We start from the raw sequence: 17,980 nt of genomic DNA, 5'->3' as shown, positions 1-17,980 counted from the left end.
CTTGCCCGCCACCCCAAAAAAATGATCACTTCTTGTAGCTAAATCCCCTGGACTCGACAATCGAAAATCCCAGTTTCTTGGCGTGCTCGATATTGTCTGCGATGTCGGCCTGCGCCTTGGCTGCCGTCCCGAAGTAGGCAACATTGACGTTGGCATCCAAATGCGACTCCAGGTTGTCGTGATATTTGGATTTCAGCACGCGCTCAATGTAGGCCGGATACGTTGCCTTCACGTAGTCGATGTATGCCTTTTTGAGGTTCTTGGCCTCTGTCACAAGCGCTTCGTTGTTTTCGCTCACGGAAAGATGGATCGGCTTTTTTTCAAAAACGATGTCGCGGCCGGCGTTGTTGGGCGTATCCAGTGGATAGCTTTGATAACTGACCGTGAAATACAACTCCATGGCAAAGGCCTGGCCCAGCGACATAGCCAAGCTTGCAGCCAATATCATTTTCTTAAGCATAAGATTTCCTGAAAGTCAGTTACACACGTTAACCGGGAGTCACCCCTTTCCTGCAAAGTAAGGGGCAGGCTTAGGGTAAACGCTGGAATAATGCATTGAGGGTTAAACGAGGGCATTTTTCATGCAAAAACCGCTGCGCATCACTAGAGGTCGACAATAACCAGTGTCCCGTAGCTCCCCTCCCTGACCCGATGCGGCGTCCCTGCCGCAACCACATACATTTCCCCACTGGCGATAGTAAGCGCCTCACCCTCGAGGTCCAGCTCCAGCTTGCCGTCAATGACGATCAATGCCTCGTTGTACGCATGGGATTCTTCCGGGTATGGGCGCCGGTCCATGCGCAGCACTTTGATGCGGGCCGGCCCTACTTCCCCGACCACGGATGAAGACCAGGCAGCCGGCAGCGCCATGGCCTGTTTGGCGAAATCGATGAATGGCATGAAATGAAAAATGCCGGGCAGAACCCTGATGTCGTTCAGTTAGGCCTCCAATCTGTAAATCGTCGTCCCGGCGAAGGCCGGGATCCAGTGTCTTTCGTGGCGCCTCAATGGCCGCTCAACGACGCTGGGCCCTGACCTTCGTCAGGGCGACGGAGATGGATTTCAACTTGACTGAGCAGCATTACCGGCAGAACCCGGCATTTCAATGTGAGCTGAAGAGGCAGGCAGGATAAGCAATCCGTAAGCCGCGAACGACGAATATTCCCGCATATCGGTATGCAGAAACAGCCCGGGATTTTCCCGTTACTCCCGCACGCTCAGGCGATACACCGTGGTCTGGCGATACACCTGCCCGGGCCGCAAGATCACCGCCTCAGCCTCGGGGCCGTTGATCTGGTTGGGATAGGCCTGCGCCTCCAGGCAAAAACCGTCATGCGGCGCATAAGGTTTGTCGCCCCGCCCCGGCACGTTTTTCAGGAAATTGCCGCTGTAGAACTGCAGCCCGATTTCGGTCGTCGATACGGTGAGCTGCCGTCCCGAGCCCGGATCGTAGACCGTTGCCACCTCGCGCAATGCCTGCGGGTGGCGCCCCGGTTCGGCGGCATCCGGCTCCTCGCGGTGCAGGCAGTAGCAATGGTCGAAGCCGCCGGCGATGTTGAGTTGCTCGTCCGGCCATGACAAACGGGGACCGATCGGCGCCGGCTGGCGGAAATCGAAAGCGCTGCCGGCGACTTCCGCGGCCCGTTCGGGAATCAGCTTGCTGTTGACCTGCAAATAGGTATCGGCGTCGATGGACAGGATGTGGTCGCAGATGTTGTCGCAGCCGCCGTTGAGGTTGAAATAGCCGTGCGATGTCAGGTTGATCGGCGTGGGCGCGTCGGTGGTGGCGGTATAGTCGATACGCAGCCGTCCTTCGTCGTCGAGGCGGTACAGCACCGAGGCCAGCACGTTGCCCGGGAAGCCGGCCGCGCCGTCGGGCGATACCAGCGTCATCCGCAGGCCTTCGGGATCGGGCTGTACCTGCCATTGCATCAGGTGGAAGCCGCTCTCGCCGCCATGCAGGTGGTTGTCGCCGTTGTTGCGGTCCACCTGGTAATCGACGCCGTCCATCGTGAAGCGGCCGTCGGCGATGCGGTTGCCCCACCTGCCGACGATGCTGCCGAAGTAGGCCGGATTGGCGATGTAGCGCTCGATGTCCTGGTAGCCGAGCAAGACGTCGGCTTCGCGGCCGTAGCGGTCCGGCGCCCACCAGGAAACCATGGCGGCGCCGCGGTCGCTGATGATGACGCGCATGCCGTAGGCATTGCGCAAGGTATACAGGTTGACGCCGTGTTCGGCGGATGTGCTGGAGATTGTGAAGTGCGTCATCGTCTGGGAAATTGGTAATGGATCGGATGCCCAACCCATCTGTGTGTTCGTTAACTGATGGTTCGATCGCTACAGGTTGCCGCCGTCATCCAATGGCGGCGCCGCCCCGGAAACCGGCAATTTTTTCCTCGGCCGCGCGGCCTCCTGCTTTGGCGCATCCCCACTGACGGCCAACTGTTCCTGGTACTCCCTGGGCGTGCAGCCCAGTTCGCGCTTGAAGACCGCGTGCATGTATTGCACCGACGTGAAGCCGCAGGTCACGGCGATGTCGGCGGCGTTGCTGCCGGCCTGTTGCAGCATGCGCTTGGCGGCGTCGAGCTTGAAGCGCAGGATTTCGTCGTGCACGCTGCGCCCCAGCTCGCGCCGGAAATACCATTCCAGCGAGGAGCGCGAGATGCCTACGTAGTCGGCCACCTGCTCCGTCTTGATGCCCTGGCAGGCGTATTGGCGGATGAAGTGCATCGCCTGCATCACGTGCGGGTGGTTGCGCACTTCGTGGCGGCTGGAGGCCAGCACATTGATGCCGGCCGGCGGCACCATGATGCGCGTATTGGGGAACTGCGCGCCGTGCAGCATCTGGTGCAGCAAGTGCGCCGCGGTGCGCCCCATTTCGATGGTGCCCTGGATCACGGAACTGAGCGGCACGCGGGTGAGCACGCGCGCCAGCGGATCGTTGTCGATGCCGATCAGGGCCACTTGCTCGGGCACGGCGATGCCGGCGAACAGGCAGGCCTGCAAGAGCTGGCGGGCGCGCGCGTCGGTGACGGCGATGATGCCGATCGGCTTGGGCAGGCTGCGCACCCAGGCGATCAACTGCTCCACGGCGCTGTCCCAGGACTGCGCGCTGGTGCCGACGCCGCGATAGATGTAGCCCTGGATGCCGTCGCGCTGCGTGAGCGAGTCGAAAATCCGCTCGCGCTCCTGCGCCCAGCGATTGCCGCCGGCCGCGGGTAAACTGAAGAAGGCGAAATTCTGCAGGCCGGCCTCGATCAGATGGTCGTAGGCCAGCTTGACCAGCTTGAAGTTGTCGGTGGCGACATAGGGCCGGCCTTCCGGATAAAAGCTCTCATCGGCATACGAGCCGCCGATGGCGACCACCGGCAGGCTCACCCGCGACAAGGCTTCGGCGGTGGCGGGGTCGTCGTATTCGGCGATGATGCCGTGCCCCTGCCAGCGCTCGATCCCTTGCAGGCGCGCGCGGAAATCCTCTTCCAGATACAGGTCCCACGAGGCGCGCGTGCTGCTGAGGTACTCGCCGATGCCGGCGATGATCTCGCGGTCGAATATCTTGTTCGCATTGAACAGCAACGCAATGCGATGCACTGTCGGCGCTCTTGCCACTCTGCTCTATCTCCTGATGTTTCTTTTTTCTTTGCTCGCCGGAAGCGCCGGCCCGGCTCATCCATTCAGCGTTTTGTCAGCATCTTTTCCGGCGTTTTGGCCGGCATTCTTTTCACGTCGGGAATTGTAGCGAGCCATCTGCCCGGTAACGACTTTGTGCAACCGCAACAGAAAGAATCGCTATCCCGGTTGGTGAATTTCATAATTGTAGACATGAATCGCCGATTGCTAGTATCGCCCTCACATCAAAACCGGTTGCAATTCCTTACAAGGCATTGATGTGCAGCAATAAATGGGTAGAACACTTGCCCTCCGCGAGTTTGCGGAGCGAGACGGCAAACCGCTACATCCTCCCCCAAACGGTAGCGGCATACGAATCGCCCCATGAAAATCGGCTGGTGAACAGGCTGGCGACAAGACCAGCATCAGCCCAGCTCCGGAATGCGCCCCCTTAAAAATCATAATCAAATTGGAGATTAGGCAATGAACGCAATCCTGAAAAAAAGTGTGATGGCCTTGATGGCGGTAGCCAGCGTTTCGCTGGTGAGCACCGGCGCGATGGCCGATGCCAAGAACCCCAAGATCGGTTTTTCCATCGATGACCTGCGCGTCGAGCGCTGGGCGCGCGACCGCGATTTCTTCACCGCCGCCGCTGAAAAGCAAGGCGCCAAGGTATTCGTCCAGTCGGCCGACGCCAGCGAATCCCGCCAGATTTCGCAGATCGAAAACCTGATCTCGCGCGGCGTGGATGTCATTGTGATCGTGCCCTTCAACGCGACCGTGCTGACCAACACCATCAAGGAAGCCAAGAAGGCCGGCATCAAGGTGGTGTCGTACGACCGCCTGATCCTGAATGCGGATGTCGATGCCTACATCTCCTTCGACAACGAGAAGGTCGGCGAAATGCAGGCCGAAGGCGTGCTCAAGGCCAAGCCGAAGGGCAACTACTACCTGCTGGGCGGCTCGCCGACCGACAACAACGCCAAGATGTTCCGCGCCGGCCAGATGAAGGGCCTGCAGCCGGCCATCGACCGCGGCGACATCAAGATCGTCGGCCAGCAATGGGTGAAGGAATGGAACCCGACCGAAGCGCTGTCCATCGTCGAAAACGCGCTGACGGCCAACAACAACAAGATCGACGCCATCATCGCGTCCAACGACGGCACCGCCGGCGGCGCGATCCAGGCGCTGGCGGCCCAGAAACTGGCGGGCAAGGTGCCGGTGTCGGGCCAGGATGCCGACCTGGCAGCTGTGAAACGCGTCATCGCCGGCACCCAGACCATGACCGTGTACAAGCCGCTCAAGCTGATCGCGACCGAAGCTGCCGACCTGTCGGTGAAGCTGGCCCGCAACGAAAAGCCGACCTACAACGCGCAGTACGACAATGGCCTGAAGAAGGTCGACACCATCGTGCTCAAGCCGACCCTGCTGACCAAGGAAAACATCGGCATCCTGGTCAAGGACGGCTTCTACACCCAAGCCCAGATCGACGGCAAGTAATCGCGTCGACTTAGAACCCGTTTCACAATGAAACGGGTTCTTAAGCTATCCGGCAGGCTGCGCGCCTGCCGGACAGCCGCATCCTTTTCCACTCCACGAGAGCAGGCATGTCTGAGTATTTGTTAGCGATGAAAGGCATCGCCAAGCAGTTTGGCGGCGTCCGCGCCCTGGACGGCATCGACCTCAAGATCAAGGCCGGCGAATGCGTCGGCTTGTGCGGCGAGAACGGCGCCGGCAAGTCCACCCTGATGAAGATCCTTTCCGGCGTCTATCCGCACGGCACATGGGAAGGTGAAATCGAATGGGATGGCAAGCCGCTGGTGGCCCATTCGATCCGCGACACCGAAGCGGCCGGCATCGTCATCATCCACCAGGAACTGATGCTGGTGCCCGAGCTGTCGGTGGCCGAGAACATCTTCATGGGCCACGAGATCACCCTGCCCGGCGGCCGCATGAATTACCCGGCGATGTATCGCCGCGCCGAAGAACTGATGCGCGAGCTGAACATGCCGGACATCAATGTCGCCCTGCCCGTGATGCAATACGGCGGCGGCCACCAGCAGCTGGTGGAAATCGCCAAGGCGCTCAACAAGAAGGCGCGCCTGCTGATTCTGGACGAACCTTCGTCCTCGCTGACGGCGGCCGAGATTTCCGTGCTGCTGAAGATCATCAAGGACCTCAAAGCCAAAGGCGTGGCCTGCGTCTATATCTCGCACAAGCTCGACGAAGTGGCCGAAATCTGCGACACCATTTCGGTGATCCGCGACGGCAAGCACATCGCCACCACGCCCATGCAAGAGATGAGCGTGGACAAGATCATCACGCAAATGGTCGGCCGCGAAATCACGGCCATGTATCCGGAGCGCGCGCACGAAGTCGGCGAAGTGGTTTTCGAGGCGCGCAACGTCACCTGCTACGACGTCGACAACCCCAGGCGCAAGCGCGTCGACGACGTCTCGTTCTCGGTGCGCCGCGGCGAGATCGTCGGCATCGCCGGGCTGGTCGGCGCCGGCCGCACCGAACTGGTGTCGGCCCTGTTCGGCGCCTACCCCGGCCGCTATGAAGGCAAGGTATTCATGGATGGCGCCGAAGTCGATACCAGCACGCCGCTCAAGTCGATCCGCCTCGGCCTGTGCATGGTGCCGGAAGACCGCAAGCATCACGGCATCGTGCCGGATTTCGGCGTCGGCCAGAACATCACGCTGACGGTGCTGGACCGGTTTTCTCACCGCACCCGCATCGACGCCGGCTCCGAACTGAAGACCATCCAGGACGAAATCGTCCGCATGCAGCTCAAGACGTCCAGCCCCTTCCTGCCCATCACCGGCCTCTCTGGCGGCAACCAGCAAAAGGCGGTGCTGGCCAAGATGCTGCTGGCCAACCCCAAGGTGCTCATCCTCGACGAACCCACGCGCGGCGTCGACGTCGGCGCCAAGGCGGAAATCTACCGCCTGATCGCGGCGCTGGCCAGGCAAGGCGTGGCGGTCATCATGGTGTCGTCGGAACTGGCCGAAGTGCTGGGCGTATCCGACCGCGTACTGGTGATCGGCGAAGGCAAGCTGCGCGGCGATTTCGTCAATGAAAACCTGAGCCAGGAGACCGTGCTGGCCGCCGCCATCAACCAATCGGCACAGCACCAGGCAGCGCAAGCCGCTGCGGCATAACCAACACCATCCGGAACCGAGTATGACAACAACCAATATCAAGCAGATCTTCGGCCGCTACAAGATCATCGCCCTGCTCATCGCCATCGCCATCATCTGGGCCTTCTTCAGCTGGCAGACCGAAGGCGGCTTCGTGACGCCCCGCAACCTGTCCAACCTGCTGCGCCAGATGGCCGTCACCGGCATCCTGGCCTGCGGCATGGTGCTGGTCATCATCGCCGGCGAGATCGACCTGTCGGTCGGCTCGCTGCTGGGCCTGCTGGGCGGCGCCGCCGCCATCCTGGACGTGACCTACCACCTGCCGCTGCCGCTCAACCTGGCGCTGGTGCTGGCCTTGGGCCTGGTGTTCGGCCTGTTCAGCGGCTACCTGACCGCCTACAAGCGCATCCCCTCGTTCATCGTCGGCCTGGGCGGCATGCTGGCCTTCCGCGGCGTGCTGCTGGGCGTGACCGGCGGCCTGACCATCGCCCCGGTGTCGGAACACCTGGTGTACCTGGGCCAAGGCTACCTGCCGCCGCAACTGGGGATTGCGCTGATGGTCGCCCTGTTCGCGTTGACGCTGGTGCTGACATGGCGCCAGCGCGTCAACCATGCGCGCCACGCGCTGCCGGTGCCGCCCCTGTGGCGCGATGCGGTGAAGGTGCTGGTCATCGGCGCCGTGCTGCTGGCCTTCGTGCGCACGCTCAACAGCTATGACGGCATTCCGGTGCCGGTGCTGCTGTTGCTGGCGCTGCTGGGCCTGTTCAGCTACATCACCACGCAAACCGTATTCGGCCGCCGCATCTACTCGGTGGGCAGCAACATGGAGGCCACCCGACTGTCCGGCGTCAACGTGCAGGCGGTCAAGCTCTGGGTGTTCGGCATCATGGGCGTGATGTGCGCACTGGCCGGCCTGGTCAACACGGCGCGCCTGGCCGCCGGCTCGCCATCGGCGGGCAACATGGGCGAACTCGACGCCATCGCCGCCTGCTTCATCGGCGGCACCTCGATGCGCGGCGGCTCGGGCACCATCTACGGCGCGCTGATCGGCGCGCTGGTGATGGCCAGCCTGGACAACGGCATGTCGATGCTCGACGTCGGCACCTACTGGCAGATGATCGTCAAGGGCAGCATCCTGGTGCTGGCCGTTTGGGTGGACGTGAGCACCCGTTCGGGACGTTGAACGCAGGCCCGATATCCACTTAATTCCCCTGGGCATTGCCCAGGGGTGTTTCACCCTATTACTGGAGTACCTCAGCATGACCGCATCAGTTCAATCCGCAGCACCCGCCCCCATTCCGATGGAGCACGCGATCTACCCCAGCCTGGCCGGCAAGCGGGTCGTCATCACCGGTGGCGGCACCGGCATCGGCGCGGCCTTGGTCACCGGCTTCGCCGGGCAAGGGGCGAAGGTGTTCTTTCTCGATATCGCGGAAGCGGAATCGCGCGCGCTGGAAGCGTCGCTGAAAGATTCGGTCTTCCCGCCCGTCTTCCTGCCTTGCAACCTGATGGACCTGGACGCCCTGTCCGCCACCTTCGCGCGCATCCATGAAAGCGCCGGCACGGTGGACGTCCTGATCAACAACGCCGCCAACGACGACCGCCATGCCCTCGCCGACGTCAGCCCCACCTATTGGGACGAACGCATGGCGGTCAACCTGCGCCACCAGTTCTTCTGCGCGCAGGCGGTGGCTCCCGGCATGCGCGAACAGGGCCGCGGCGCGATCATCAACTTCGGTTCCATTTCCTGGCACCTGGGCCTGCCCAACCTGACGCTGTACATGACCGCCAAGGCCGCCATCGAAGGCCTCACCCACGGCCTGGCGCGCGACCTCGGCGCGCACGGCGTGCGGGTCAACTGCATCCTGCCCGGCGCGATCCGCACGCCGCGCCAGACGCGCCTGTGGCACAACCCGGAGGAAGAAGCCAACATCCTGTCCTCGCAATGCCTGCCCAAGCGCATCGAACCGCATGACGTGGCGGCGATGGCGCTGTTCCTGGCCTCCGACAGCGCGGCCATGTGCACCGGTCGCAACTATTACGTCGACGCCGGCTGGCTCGGCGCCTGAAGCGATGAACAGTGCGATGTCGGCGGATCGGCAATATTGGCAGGTTCCGCCGACATTCCACAGCAGAGGTAACCCATGAAGAATCAACAGCCAACTCCCCGCCGGTTCCGCTCCCTGGACTGGTTCGACAATCCCGATCACATCGACATGACGGCGCTCTACCTCGAGCGCTTCATGAACTACGGCATCACCGCCGAGGAGCTGCGCTCCGGCCGTCCCATCATCGGCATCGCGCAAAGCGGCAGCGACATCAGCCCGTGCAACCGCATCCACCTGGAACTGGCGCGCCGCGTGCGCGACGGCATCCGCGACGCGGGAGGGATCCCGATGGAATTCCCGCTGCACCCGGTATTTGAAAACTGCCGCCGACCGACCGCCGCGATCGACCGCAACCTGTCCTACATGGGCCTGGTCGAGATCCTGCACGGCTACCCGATCGACGCGGTGGTGCTGACCACCGGCTGCGACAAGACCACGCCGGCGCAGATCATGGCGGCGGCCACCGTGGATATTCCCGCCATCGTGCTGTCCGGCGGACCGATGCTGGACGGCTGGATGGACGGCGAACTGGTCGGTTCCGGTGCGGCGATCTGGAAAGGCCGCAAGCAATTGTCGGCCGGCCTGATCGACAACGAGAAATTCCTGGAGATCGCCGCGGCCTCCGCGCCCTCTTCCGGCCACTGCAACACCATGGGCACGGCCTCGACCATGAACGCCATCGCCGAGGCGCTCGGCATGTCGCTCACCGGCTGCTCGGCGATTCCCGCGCCGTACCGGGAGCGCGGCCAGATGGCGTATGAAACCGGCCGCCGCATCGTCGGCATGGCCTATGAAGACCTGCGCCCGTCGGCCATCCTCACGCGCGACGCCTTCCTCGATGCGATCGTGGTCAACGCCGCCATCGGCGGCTCCACCAACGCCCAGCCGCACATCATGGCGATGGCGCGCCACGCCGGCGTCGAACTGCATTCCGACGACTGGATGAAGTACGGCTACGACGTGCCGCTGCTGCTCAACATGCAACCGGCCGGCAAGTATCTCGGCGAGCGCTTCCACCGCGCCGGCGGCGTGCCCGCCGTCATGTGGGAGCTGCAGCAGGCCGGCAAGCTGCGTTCCGAACGCATCACCGCCACCGGCAAGAACATGGCGCAAAACCTGGAAGGCCGCGAAACCGGCGACCGCGAAGTGATCTTCCCGTTCGCCGCGCCGCTGCGCGAGCGGGCCGGCTTCCTGGTGTTGAAGGGCAACCTGTTCAACTTCGCCATCATGAAAACCAGCGTCATCTCGGACACCTTCCGCCAGCGCTACCTGAGCACGCCCGGCAGCGAGGGCATCTTCGAATGCACCGCCGCCGTGTTCGACGGTTCCGACGATTACCACGCCCGCATCAACGATCCGGCGCTGGGCATCGACGAAAACACCATCCTGGTCATCCGCGGCGCCGGCCCGGTCGGCTGGCCGGGTTCGGCCGAGGTGGTCAACATGCAACCGCCCGACGCCCTGCTGCGCAACGGCATCAGCACGCTGCCGACCCTGGGCGACGGCCGCCAGTCGGGTACTTCCGACAGCCCGTCGATTCTCAACGCTTCCCCGGAAAGCGCCGTCGGCGGCGGTCTGGCCTATCTGCGCCACGGCGACAAGGTGCGCATCGACCTCAACACCGGGCGATGCGACATGCTGGTCAGCGATGAAGAACTGGCCCGGCGCAAGACCGAAGGCATTCCCGCCGTGCCGCCGAGCCAGACGCCGTGGCAGGAAATCTACCGCAGCACCGTCGGCCAGCTGGAAACCGGCGCCTGCATGGAGCTCGCGGTCAAGTACCAGGGTGTGGCGCAGACCTTGCCGCGCCACAACCACTAAGCGCAGCAACCGTTATGCCGATATTCGACCCTTTGCCCGACAGTCCCACCGGTTACCGAGCGGAGTTGTCCCCATGAAGACGAAAAAACCCCTACGGATCGATGCCCACCAGCATTTCTGGCGCTACCGCTCGGAAGACTATCCATGGATAGGCACCGACATGGACCTGCTGGCGCAGGACCGGCTGCCTTACCAGTTCCAGCCGCTGCTGGAGGCGCATGGCCTGCATGCGTCGATCACGGTGCAGGCGCGCGCCGGGCGCGACGAGACCGCCTTCCTGCTGGGCCTGGCGCGGCAGGACCGCTGCATCGCCGGGGTGATCGGCTGGGAAGACATTTCCTCGCCCGAACTGGCGGACCATGTCGAACAATGGGGACGCACCAAGCTGCTGGGTTTCCGCCACCAGATCCAGGACGAGAGCGATCCCTCGGCCTTCCTGGCGCAGCCGCAATTCAACGACGGGATCCGCTGGCTGCAAGAGCGGGGCTACGTCTATGACGTGCTGGTGCATGAGCGCCAACTGCCGTCGGTGCGCGCCTTCTGCTCGCGCCATGACAAGCACTGGCTGGTGCTCAACCATCTGGGCAAGCCGGCGCTCAAGGAGTTCCGCAAGAACAAGGGCGCTTTCGAACGCTGGCGCGAGGAAGTGCGGGAGCTGGCCGCCATGCCCCACGTCACCTGCAAGCTTTCCGGCCTGGTGACCGAAGCCGACTGGATACGCGGCCTATGCCTGCGCGACTTCGACCATATCCTGCTGTGCCTGGATACCGCATTGGAAGTCTTCGGGCCGCAACGGCTCATCTTCGGGTCGGACTGGCCGGTCTGCCTGCTCGCCGCGTCCTACTCCAGGGTGGTGTCGGTGACCCGCGAATGGGCCCAGACGCGCATGTCGGCAAGCGAACAGGATGCCCTGTGGGGAGAGACTTCGGCCAAGGTGTACGGTTTGTCTTCCTGAGGCAAGCGGCCGGGCCGCGCCATTGCACTCATTTGCAAAGGGTCACCCCGCGCGCATCCTTGGCACAGCCGACGGGACCCGTCACGGTATAAGCTGCGATCCAGTCGACTTTCATTTGCTGCGGCAATACCGTGTCCGGGGTGGCGAATCCCTGCCAGTCCCCGCCGACGGCGAGGTTGACCATCATGTAGAAGGGCTTGTCCTGCCCCGGCTTGGTGGCGATCTGCGCCACCGCCAGGCGGTCGTAGTAATAGACGATGCGGTCGGGCTGCCAGAGAATGCCATAGGTGTGGAAACCCGTGCCGAATCCCGGCGACGGGATCTTGCAGACCGAGGTCTGGGCCACCGAAGGGCTGCCTTCGATCCAGTGGGAGCCGGTGCTGTAGGTAAGCGTCTCATGCCCCGGCGCTTCCATGATGTCGATCTCCGGCGGCCAGCTCCGGTCGACCGGCAGCATCCAGAATGCCGGCAGCAGCGCCTGGGAGCTGGGTACCTGGGCGCTCATCTCGAAATAGCCGTAGGTCTGCCCGAACATCTCATGCGTGGACAGCGCTCCCGAGGTGTAGGCGTGGCCCCACAATGCAAGCAATAGCGCCGATGGCGTGCGCTGGGCAGTAATGGTCAGCACGCTGTCGCTCACGCTGAAGGGGTTGAGGTTCAGCGCTGCAGTACCCGCCCCCTTGAATGCGGGATCGACATAAAGCTGCTGTTCGTGCGCCGCCGGCTGGTAGCGCTTGACCTCCCATTCATATCCCATGAATTTTCCGTTCGAGTAGCCGCCGTCGAAGTGCGGCGCCCACTTGCCCGCGCTGCCGTCGCCGTTGGCCAGCGGCGGCACGATGTCGAAATTCTCGGTGAATGTCTTGCGCAGGCTCGGGCTGAATACGCGCGGCTTGTCGCTGGTCCAGCGGGAAACCGGCTGGCAATAGGCTTGCGGCGTTTCCCATGGCACGTAAAGGATGACATTGGCCGCCGGTACGCGCAGCGGCGCCTCGGAGTAATTAGGGCCGGCCACTGCCTGGAATGCACTGGCAAGCAGCCCCCAAAACAGCATGGGGTATCGCATGACAGCCTCCGATCAGGATGCGCTACCTTTGAGTTTAAATAGAGAAAAGTCCAAGGCAAGGATAAAATCGCCATGCCGAAAAAATCAGCAAGACGCTGTCGGACAACGCCTGCAGTTTCCCTCCGCGGGGAAATAGTTACGTAACCCCATTTAACCGCTACCCCCCCTCCTGATGCCATGAGCGACCAACTGGAAATTTTTCTTCGCCTGCTTGTGGCCATGCTGATCGGCTGCGCCATCGGCATCGACCACAACCTGCGCGGCAAGCCCACCGGCATGAAGACGCTTGGCCTGGTGGCGCTGGGTTCGGCCCTGGCCACCATGGCCAGCATGAACTTCGCGATCACGAGCGGCGGCTACAGCCATGACGCGGCCAGCCGCGCGATCCAGGGGGTGATCACCGGCATCGGCTTTCTCGGCGCCGGCGTGATCGTCCATGAGCGCACTTCCGAGAAAGTGCGCGGCCTGACCACCGCCGCCTCGATCTGGGTCACGGCCGCGGTAGGCATCGTGTGCGGCCTGGGCTGGTGGCAAGTGGCGCTGATGGCGACCGCGCTGATCCTGCTGCTGTTCGTCCTCGGGCGCAAGATAGAGAGCGCCCTGCACCATCGCTGGATGGAAAAAACCGACCGCGAACGCGCCGACATCAGTTTGCACGATGAAGCCTGAGCGCCGTTCCAAGTCCGCGACACTGGCTGAACCGTCATGAAAACCCTGTTTCTCTACCTCTGCACCGCCCTGGCCGAAATCGTCGGCTGCTACCTCCCCTATCTTTGGCTCAAGCAGGATCGCAGCGCATGGCTGCTGTTGCCGGCCGCGGCCAGCCTGGCCCTGTTCGCCTGGCTGCTGACCTTGCACGATGCGGCTTCCGGGCGCGTGTATGCCGCCTATGGCGGGATGTACATCGCGGTGGCGATCGCCTGGCTGTGGCTGGTGGACGGCATCCGCCCCTCGGCCTGGGACGTGGCCGGCGTCGCCGTGGCGCTGGCCGGGATGGGGATCATCGCTTTCCAGCCGCGCTAAGAACCTGTCTCTCCCCCCAAAACGATTCAACGCACCGCACCATTTGCGCGCAACGTGCACTGCAATACATCATGGAATGATATATAACCGTCCCCGGCCGGTCTTTCCCGCTTCGCACCTTCCTCTCTGAAGATCCTTTTCTGGCAAGGCTTTCCAGCCGATTCCGATCGCTGGCACGAGCTTTGCATTATCCCCGTCAGGATCAAAGGCGATCCCACCAATTTGCGATGCAGCTCTAACGATGGATCTGCAACACACAAGGACAATGGCGTCCGTTTGACCCGAGGCAATGCCCGGGCTCAAGCGGGCGCTTTTTTTATTGTTAGGGATCAACAATGGGCAAAGCAAACCGTATCGCGCTGTTTTCGCTGGGCACGCCCCAGATGCGCGCCTTCCACCTGACCTGGATGGCCTTCTTCGTCTGCTTCTTCGCCTGGTTCGCCTGCGCGCCGCTGATGCCGGTGATCAAGGGCGAGTTCCAGCTCAGCCCCGGCCAGATCGCCAACATCAACATCGCCGCCGTGGCCGTGACCATCCTGGTGCGCCTCATCATCGGCCCGATGTGCGACCGCTTCGGCCCGCGCAAGGCCTATACCGGCCTGCTGCTGGCGGGCGCCGTGCCGGTGATCGGCGTGGCCTTCGCGCAGAGCTATGAAAGCTTCCTGTTCTTCCGCCTGCTGATCGGCGCGGTCGGCGCCAGCTTCGTGATCACCCAGTACCACACCTCGGTGATGTTCGCCCCCAACGTGGTAGGCACCGCCAACGCCGCCACCGCCGGCTGGGGCAATGCCGGCGGCGGCGTGGCGCAAGGCGCGATGCCGCTACTGATGGCCGCCGTACTGATGCTGGGCGTGTCGCACGGCTGGGGCTGGCGCGTGGCCCTGCTGGTGCCGGGCGCGCTGATGCTGGTCATGGCCGCGCTCTACTGGCGCTTTACCCAGGATTGCCCGGAAGGCAATTTCGATGCGCTGCGCGCCGCCGGCGTGAATGTCGAAAGCGGCAAAGGAGGAGGAAAAAGCGGCGGCTGGTACAGCTTCCGCGCCGCCGCCGGCAACTACCGCGTGTGGATGCTGTTCATCACCTACGGCGCCTGCTTCGGCGTGGAAATCTTCATCCACAACATCGCCGCCATCTATTACGTCGAGCATTTCAAGCTGTCGCTGGAATCCGCCGGCATCGCCGCAGCCAGCTTCGGCCTGCTGGCGCTGTTCGCCCGCGCCCTGGGCGGGATCGTGTCCGACAAGGTGGCCGCCGCGGGCGGGCTGAACCGCCGCGCCACCCTGCTGTTCGTGATGATGCTGGGCGAAGGCCTCGGCCTGCTGTGGTTCGCCCACGCCGGCAGCGTCGCCGGCGCGGTAATCGCCATGCTGTGCTTCGGCCTGTTCACCCACATGGCCTGCGGCGCCACCTATGCGCTGGTGCCCTTCATCGACCGCCGCGCGCTGGGCGGCGTGGCCGGCATCATCGGCGCCGGCGGCAATGTCGGCGCGGTCGCCGCCGGTTTCCTGATGAAGGGCCTTGGCAACACCCAGCAGACATTGTCGATGCTGGGCGTGCTGGTCACCATCTCGGCGCTGTGCGCGGTGGCGGTGCGCTTCACGGCGCCGGACAAGAACGACGAAGCGGTACTGGCCGACAACAAAGCAGCAGCCTGAGGAGCAACCCAACATGAGCATGAACATCATCGTCATCGGCCACGGCATGGTCGGCCACAAATTCCTGGAGTGCCTGGCCGAGAGCGGCACGCCCGACCTCAACCTCAAGGTCACCATCCTGTGCGAAGAGCCGCGCCCGGCCTACGACCGCGTGCACCTGTCCGAATTCTTCGCCGGCAAGAGCGCCGACGACCTGTCGCTGGTGGCGCCGGGCTTCTTCGATGCCGGCCACAGCCCGGTCGAGTTCGACCTCAAGCTCAACGCCAAGGCCCAGCACATCGATTGCGTCGCCAGGACGGTGCTGGTCAATGTCAACGGCGTGGAAGAAACGCTGGCCTACGACAAGCTGGTCCTGGCCACCGGCTCCTACCCTTTCGTGCCGACCGTGTCGGGCAACCAGCGCCGCGATTGCTTCGTCTACCGCACCATCGAAGACCTGGAAGCGATGCTCGAATGCGGCAAGCGCTCCACCAGCGGCGTGGTGATCGGCGGCGGCCTGCTGGGCCTGGAATGCGCCAAGGCGCTGCGCGACATGGACCTGCAGACGCACGTGGTGGAATTCGCGCCGCGCCTGATGGCGGTGCAGGTCGACGAGAGCGGCGGCCGCATCCTGCGCCAGAAGATCGAAGACCTGGGCGTGACCGCGCATACCCAAAAGAACACCGTGGAGATCGTGGACGGCAAGAACCACACCCACCGCATGAACTTCGAGGACGGCTCGCACCTGGAAACCGACATGATCGTGTTCTCCGCCGGCATCCGCCCGCGCGACGAACTGGCGCGCGAAGCCGGCCTGAAGGTGGGCGACCGCGGCGGCATCGTGATCGACAACAGTTGCCTGACTTCCGATCCGAGCATCTACGCCATCGGCGAATGCGCGCTGTGGAACGGCCGCATCTTCGGCCTGGTGGCGCCCGGCTACGACATGGCCCGCACCACGGCCAGGCACTTGCTGTCGCACATGGATGAGGCCGTCGAAGTGCCGGCCTTCAACGGCGCCGACATGAGCACCAAGCTGAAGCTCATGGGCGTGGACGTGGCCAGCATCGGCGATGCGCACGGCAAAGAAGCCGGCAGCCGCTCCTACCAGTTCACCGACGAGCGCCGCCAGATCTACAAGAAGATCGTGGTGTCCGAATCGGGCAAGCACCTGCTGGGCGCGGTGATGGTGGGCGACGCCGCCGAATACGGCACGCTGCTGCAGATGATGCTCAACAAGATCGAGCTGCCCGAGTCGCCGGAATTCCTGATCCTGCCGCAATCGGACGGCAAGGCCAAACCCGGCCTGGGCGTCGATGCGCTGCCGGAGTCGGCGCAGATCTGCTCCTGCAACAACGTCTCCAAGGGCCAGCTGTGCGCGGCCGTGGCGGCGGGCGCGACCAGCATCGGCGAACTGAAGGCCTGCACCAAGGCCGGCGCCACCTGCGGCGGCTGCGTGCCGCTGGTGACGCAGGTGATGAAGGCCGAGATGAAGAAGCAGGGCCTGGCCGTCAACAACCACATCTGCGAGCACTTCCCGTACTCGCGCCAGGAAATCTACCACCTGGTGCGCGTGGGCAATATCAGGAGTTTCGGCGAACTGCTGGCCAAACATGGCAAAGGCCTGGGCTGCGACATCTGCAAACCGGTCGCGGCCAGCGTGCTGGCGTCCTGCTGGAACGACTTCGTGCTGAAGAAGGAACACGCCAGCCTGCAGGATTCGAACGACTACTTCCTCGGCAACATCCAGAAGGACGGCACCTACTCGGTGGTGCCGCGCATGGCCGGCGGCGAAGTGACGCCCGACGGCCTGATCGCGGTCGGCCAGATCGCCAAGAAGTACGGCCTGTACACCAAGATCACCGGCGGCCAGCGGGTGGACCTGTTCGGCGCGCGCGTGGAGCAGTTGCCCGACATCTGGGAAGAGCTGATCGCCGCCGGCTTCGAAACCGGCCACGCCTACGGCAAGTCGCTGCGCACGGTGAAGTCCTGCGTCGGTTCGACCTGGTGCCGCTATGGCGCGGGCGACAGCGTCGGCTTCGCGGTGCGCCTGGAAAACCGCTACAAGGGCCTGCGCTCGCCGCACAAGATCAAGTTCGGCGTGTCCGGCTGCACCCGCGAATGCGCCGAAGCCCAGGGCAAGGATGTCGGCATCATCGCCACCGAGAAAGGCTGGAACCTGTACGTGTGCGGCAACGGCGGCATGAAGCCGCGCCACGCCGAGCTGATCGCCTCCGACCTCGACGAAGCCACCCTGACCCGCTACGTCGACCGCTTCCTGATGTTCTACGTGCGCACCGCCGACCGCCTGCAGCGCACCAGCACCTGGCGCGAGAACCTGGAAGGCGGCATCGATTACCTCAAGAGCGTGGTCATCGACGACAAGCTGGGCATCGCCGCCGAACTGGAAGCCGAGATGCAGCACGTGGTCGACACCTACGAATGCGAATGGAAGAAGGCCGTGACCGATCCGGAAACCCGCAAGCGCTTCCGCCACTTCGTCAACAGCAAAGCCGCCGACGGCAACATCAGGTTCGTCGAGGAACGCGGCCAGATCCGCCCGGCCACCACGGCCGAGCGCAAGCTGCTGGATATTCCGGTGGTGGCGGAAGCCGTCTGAA

Annotated in this window: 15 protein-coding genes; 10 read left to right on the top strand and 5 right to left on the bottom strand. The window is 63.5% G+C overall.

Annotated features, from left to right (window positions below; genetic code table 11):
• Nucleotides 1-25 precede the first annotated feature (25 nt).
• The 4 genes from J7548_RS01110 to J7548_RS01095 form a co-directional block, all read right to left on the bottom strand.
• Nucleotides 26-460 carry a hypothetical protein gene (locus J7548_RS01110; protein WP_290969193.1) on the bottom strand — a complete coding sequence of 145 codons (435 nt, stop codon included), beginning with the start codon at nucleotides 458-460 and terminating at the stop codon, nucleotides 26-28.
• Nucleotides 461-603: 143 nt separating this feature from the next.
• Entirely contained in the window at nucleotides 604-900 is a 297-nt protein-coding gene (locus J7548_RS01105) for a cupin domain-containing protein (RefSeq protein ID WP_290969191.1), read from the bottom strand.
• 303 nt (nucleotides 901-1,203) lie between these two features.
• A complete protein-coding gene (locus tag J7548_RS01100; protein WP_290969189.1) occupies nucleotides 1,204-2,268 on the bottom strand; it encodes an aldose epimerase family protein in 1,065 nt (354 codons plus the stop codon).
• A 69-nt stretch (nucleotides 2,269-2,337) separates the two neighbouring features.
• A complete protein-coding gene (locus J7548_RS01095) occupies nucleotides 2,338-3,609 on the bottom strand; it encodes a DNA-binding transcriptional regulator (RefSeq protein ID WP_290969186.1) in 1,272 nt (423 codons plus the stop codon).
• Between the two features lie 483 nt (nucleotides 3,610-4,092).
• Between J7548_RS01095 and xylF the strand changes: the two genes are divergently transcribed.
• The 6 genes from xylF (at nucleotide 4,093) to J7548_RS01065 (ending at nucleotide 11,636) form a co-directional block, all read left to right on the top strand.
• Nucleotides 4,093-5,109: a D-xylose ABC transporter substrate-binding protein gene (xylF, locus tag J7548_RS01090; RefSeq protein ID WP_290969184.1), complete on the top strand. Its 1,017-nt coding sequence runs from the start codon at nucleotides 4,093-4,095 to the stop codon at nucleotides 5,107-5,109.
• Nucleotides 5,110-5,216: 107 nt separating this feature from the next.
• Nucleotides 5,217-6,773: a D-xylose ABC transporter ATP-binding protein gene (xylG, locus tag J7548_RS01085; RefSeq protein WP_290969182.1), complete on the top strand. Its 1,557-nt coding sequence runs from the start codon at nucleotides 5,217-5,219 to the stop codon at nucleotides 6,771-6,773.
• Between the two features lie 22 nt (nucleotides 6,774-6,795).
• A complete protein-coding gene (locus tag J7548_RS01080; protein WP_290969179.1) occupies nucleotides 6,796-7,935 on the top strand; it encodes a sugar ABC transporter permease in 1,140 nt (379 codons plus the stop codon).
• Nucleotides 7,936-8,053: 118 nt separating this feature from the next.
• Nucleotides 8,054-8,821 carry an SDR family oxidoreductase gene (locus J7548_RS01075; protein WP_290971534.1) on the top strand — a complete coding sequence of 256 codons (768 nt, stop codon included), beginning with the start codon at nucleotides 8,054-8,056 and terminating at the stop codon, nucleotides 8,819-8,821.
• Between the two features lie 75 nt (nucleotides 8,822-8,896).
• On the top strand, nucleotides 8,897-10,681 hold the full coding sequence (locus J7548_RS01070; protein ID WP_290969176.1) for an IlvD/Edd family dehydratase: 1,785 nt from the start codon (nucleotides 8,897-8,899) through the stop codon (nucleotides 10,679-10,681).
• Nucleotides 10,682-10,754: 73 nt separating this feature from the next.
• A complete protein-coding gene (locus J7548_RS01065) occupies nucleotides 10,755-11,636 on the top strand; it encodes an amidohydrolase family protein (RefSeq protein WP_290969172.1) in 882 nt (293 codons plus the stop codon).
• 28 nt (nucleotides 11,637-11,664) lie between these two features.
• Here J7548_RS01065 and J7548_RS01060 read toward each other — a convergent pair whose 3' ends face one another.
• On the bottom strand, nucleotides 11,665-12,702 hold the full coding sequence (locus J7548_RS01060) for a glycoside hydrolase family 16 protein (protein ID WP_290969171.1): 1,038 nt from the start codon (nucleotides 12,700-12,702) through the stop codon (nucleotides 11,665-11,667).
• Between the two features lie 177 nt (nucleotides 12,703-12,879).
• Here J7548_RS01060 and J7548_RS01055 point away from each other — a divergent pair, with 177 nt between their 5' ends.
• The 4 genes from J7548_RS01055 (at nucleotide 12,880) to nirB (ending at nucleotide 17,979) form a co-directional block, all read left to right on the top strand.
• Nucleotides 12,880-13,371, top strand: coding sequence for an MgtC/SapB family protein (locus J7548_RS01055; protein ID WP_290969169.1), 492 nt, complete (start codon nucleotides 12,880-12,882; stop codon nucleotides 13,369-13,371).
• A 36-nt stretch (nucleotides 13,372-13,407) separates the two neighbouring features.
• Complete coding sequence (locus tag J7548_RS01050; RefSeq protein ID WP_290969166.1) at nucleotides 13,408-13,725, top strand: YnfA family protein; 318 nt, start codon at nucleotides 13,408-13,410, stop codon at nucleotides 13,723-13,725.
• A 335-nt stretch (nucleotides 13,726-14,060) separates the two neighbouring features.
• Nucleotides 14,061-15,380 (top strand): MFS transporter, encoded by a 1,320-nt coding sequence (locus J7548_RS01045; protein WP_290969164.1) that lies wholly within the window; start codon nucleotides 14,061-14,063, stop codon nucleotides 15,378-15,380.
• 19 nt (nucleotides 15,381-15,399) lie between these two features.
• Nucleotides 15,400-17,979, top strand: coding sequence for a nitrite reductase large subunit NirB (gene nirB, locus J7548_RS01040; RefSeq protein WP_290971532.1), 2,580 nt, complete (start codon nucleotides 15,400-15,402; stop codon nucleotides 17,977-17,979).
• Nucleotide 17,980 lies beyond the last annotated feature (1 nt).

This window comes from Herbaspirillum sp. (genome assembly GCF_017744395.1).
Taxonomy (GTDB): Bacteria; Pseudomonadota; Gammaproteobacteria; order Burkholderiales; family Burkholderiaceae_D; genus Herbaspirillum.
This window is presented reverse-complemented; position numbering and strand designations above follow the sequence as displayed.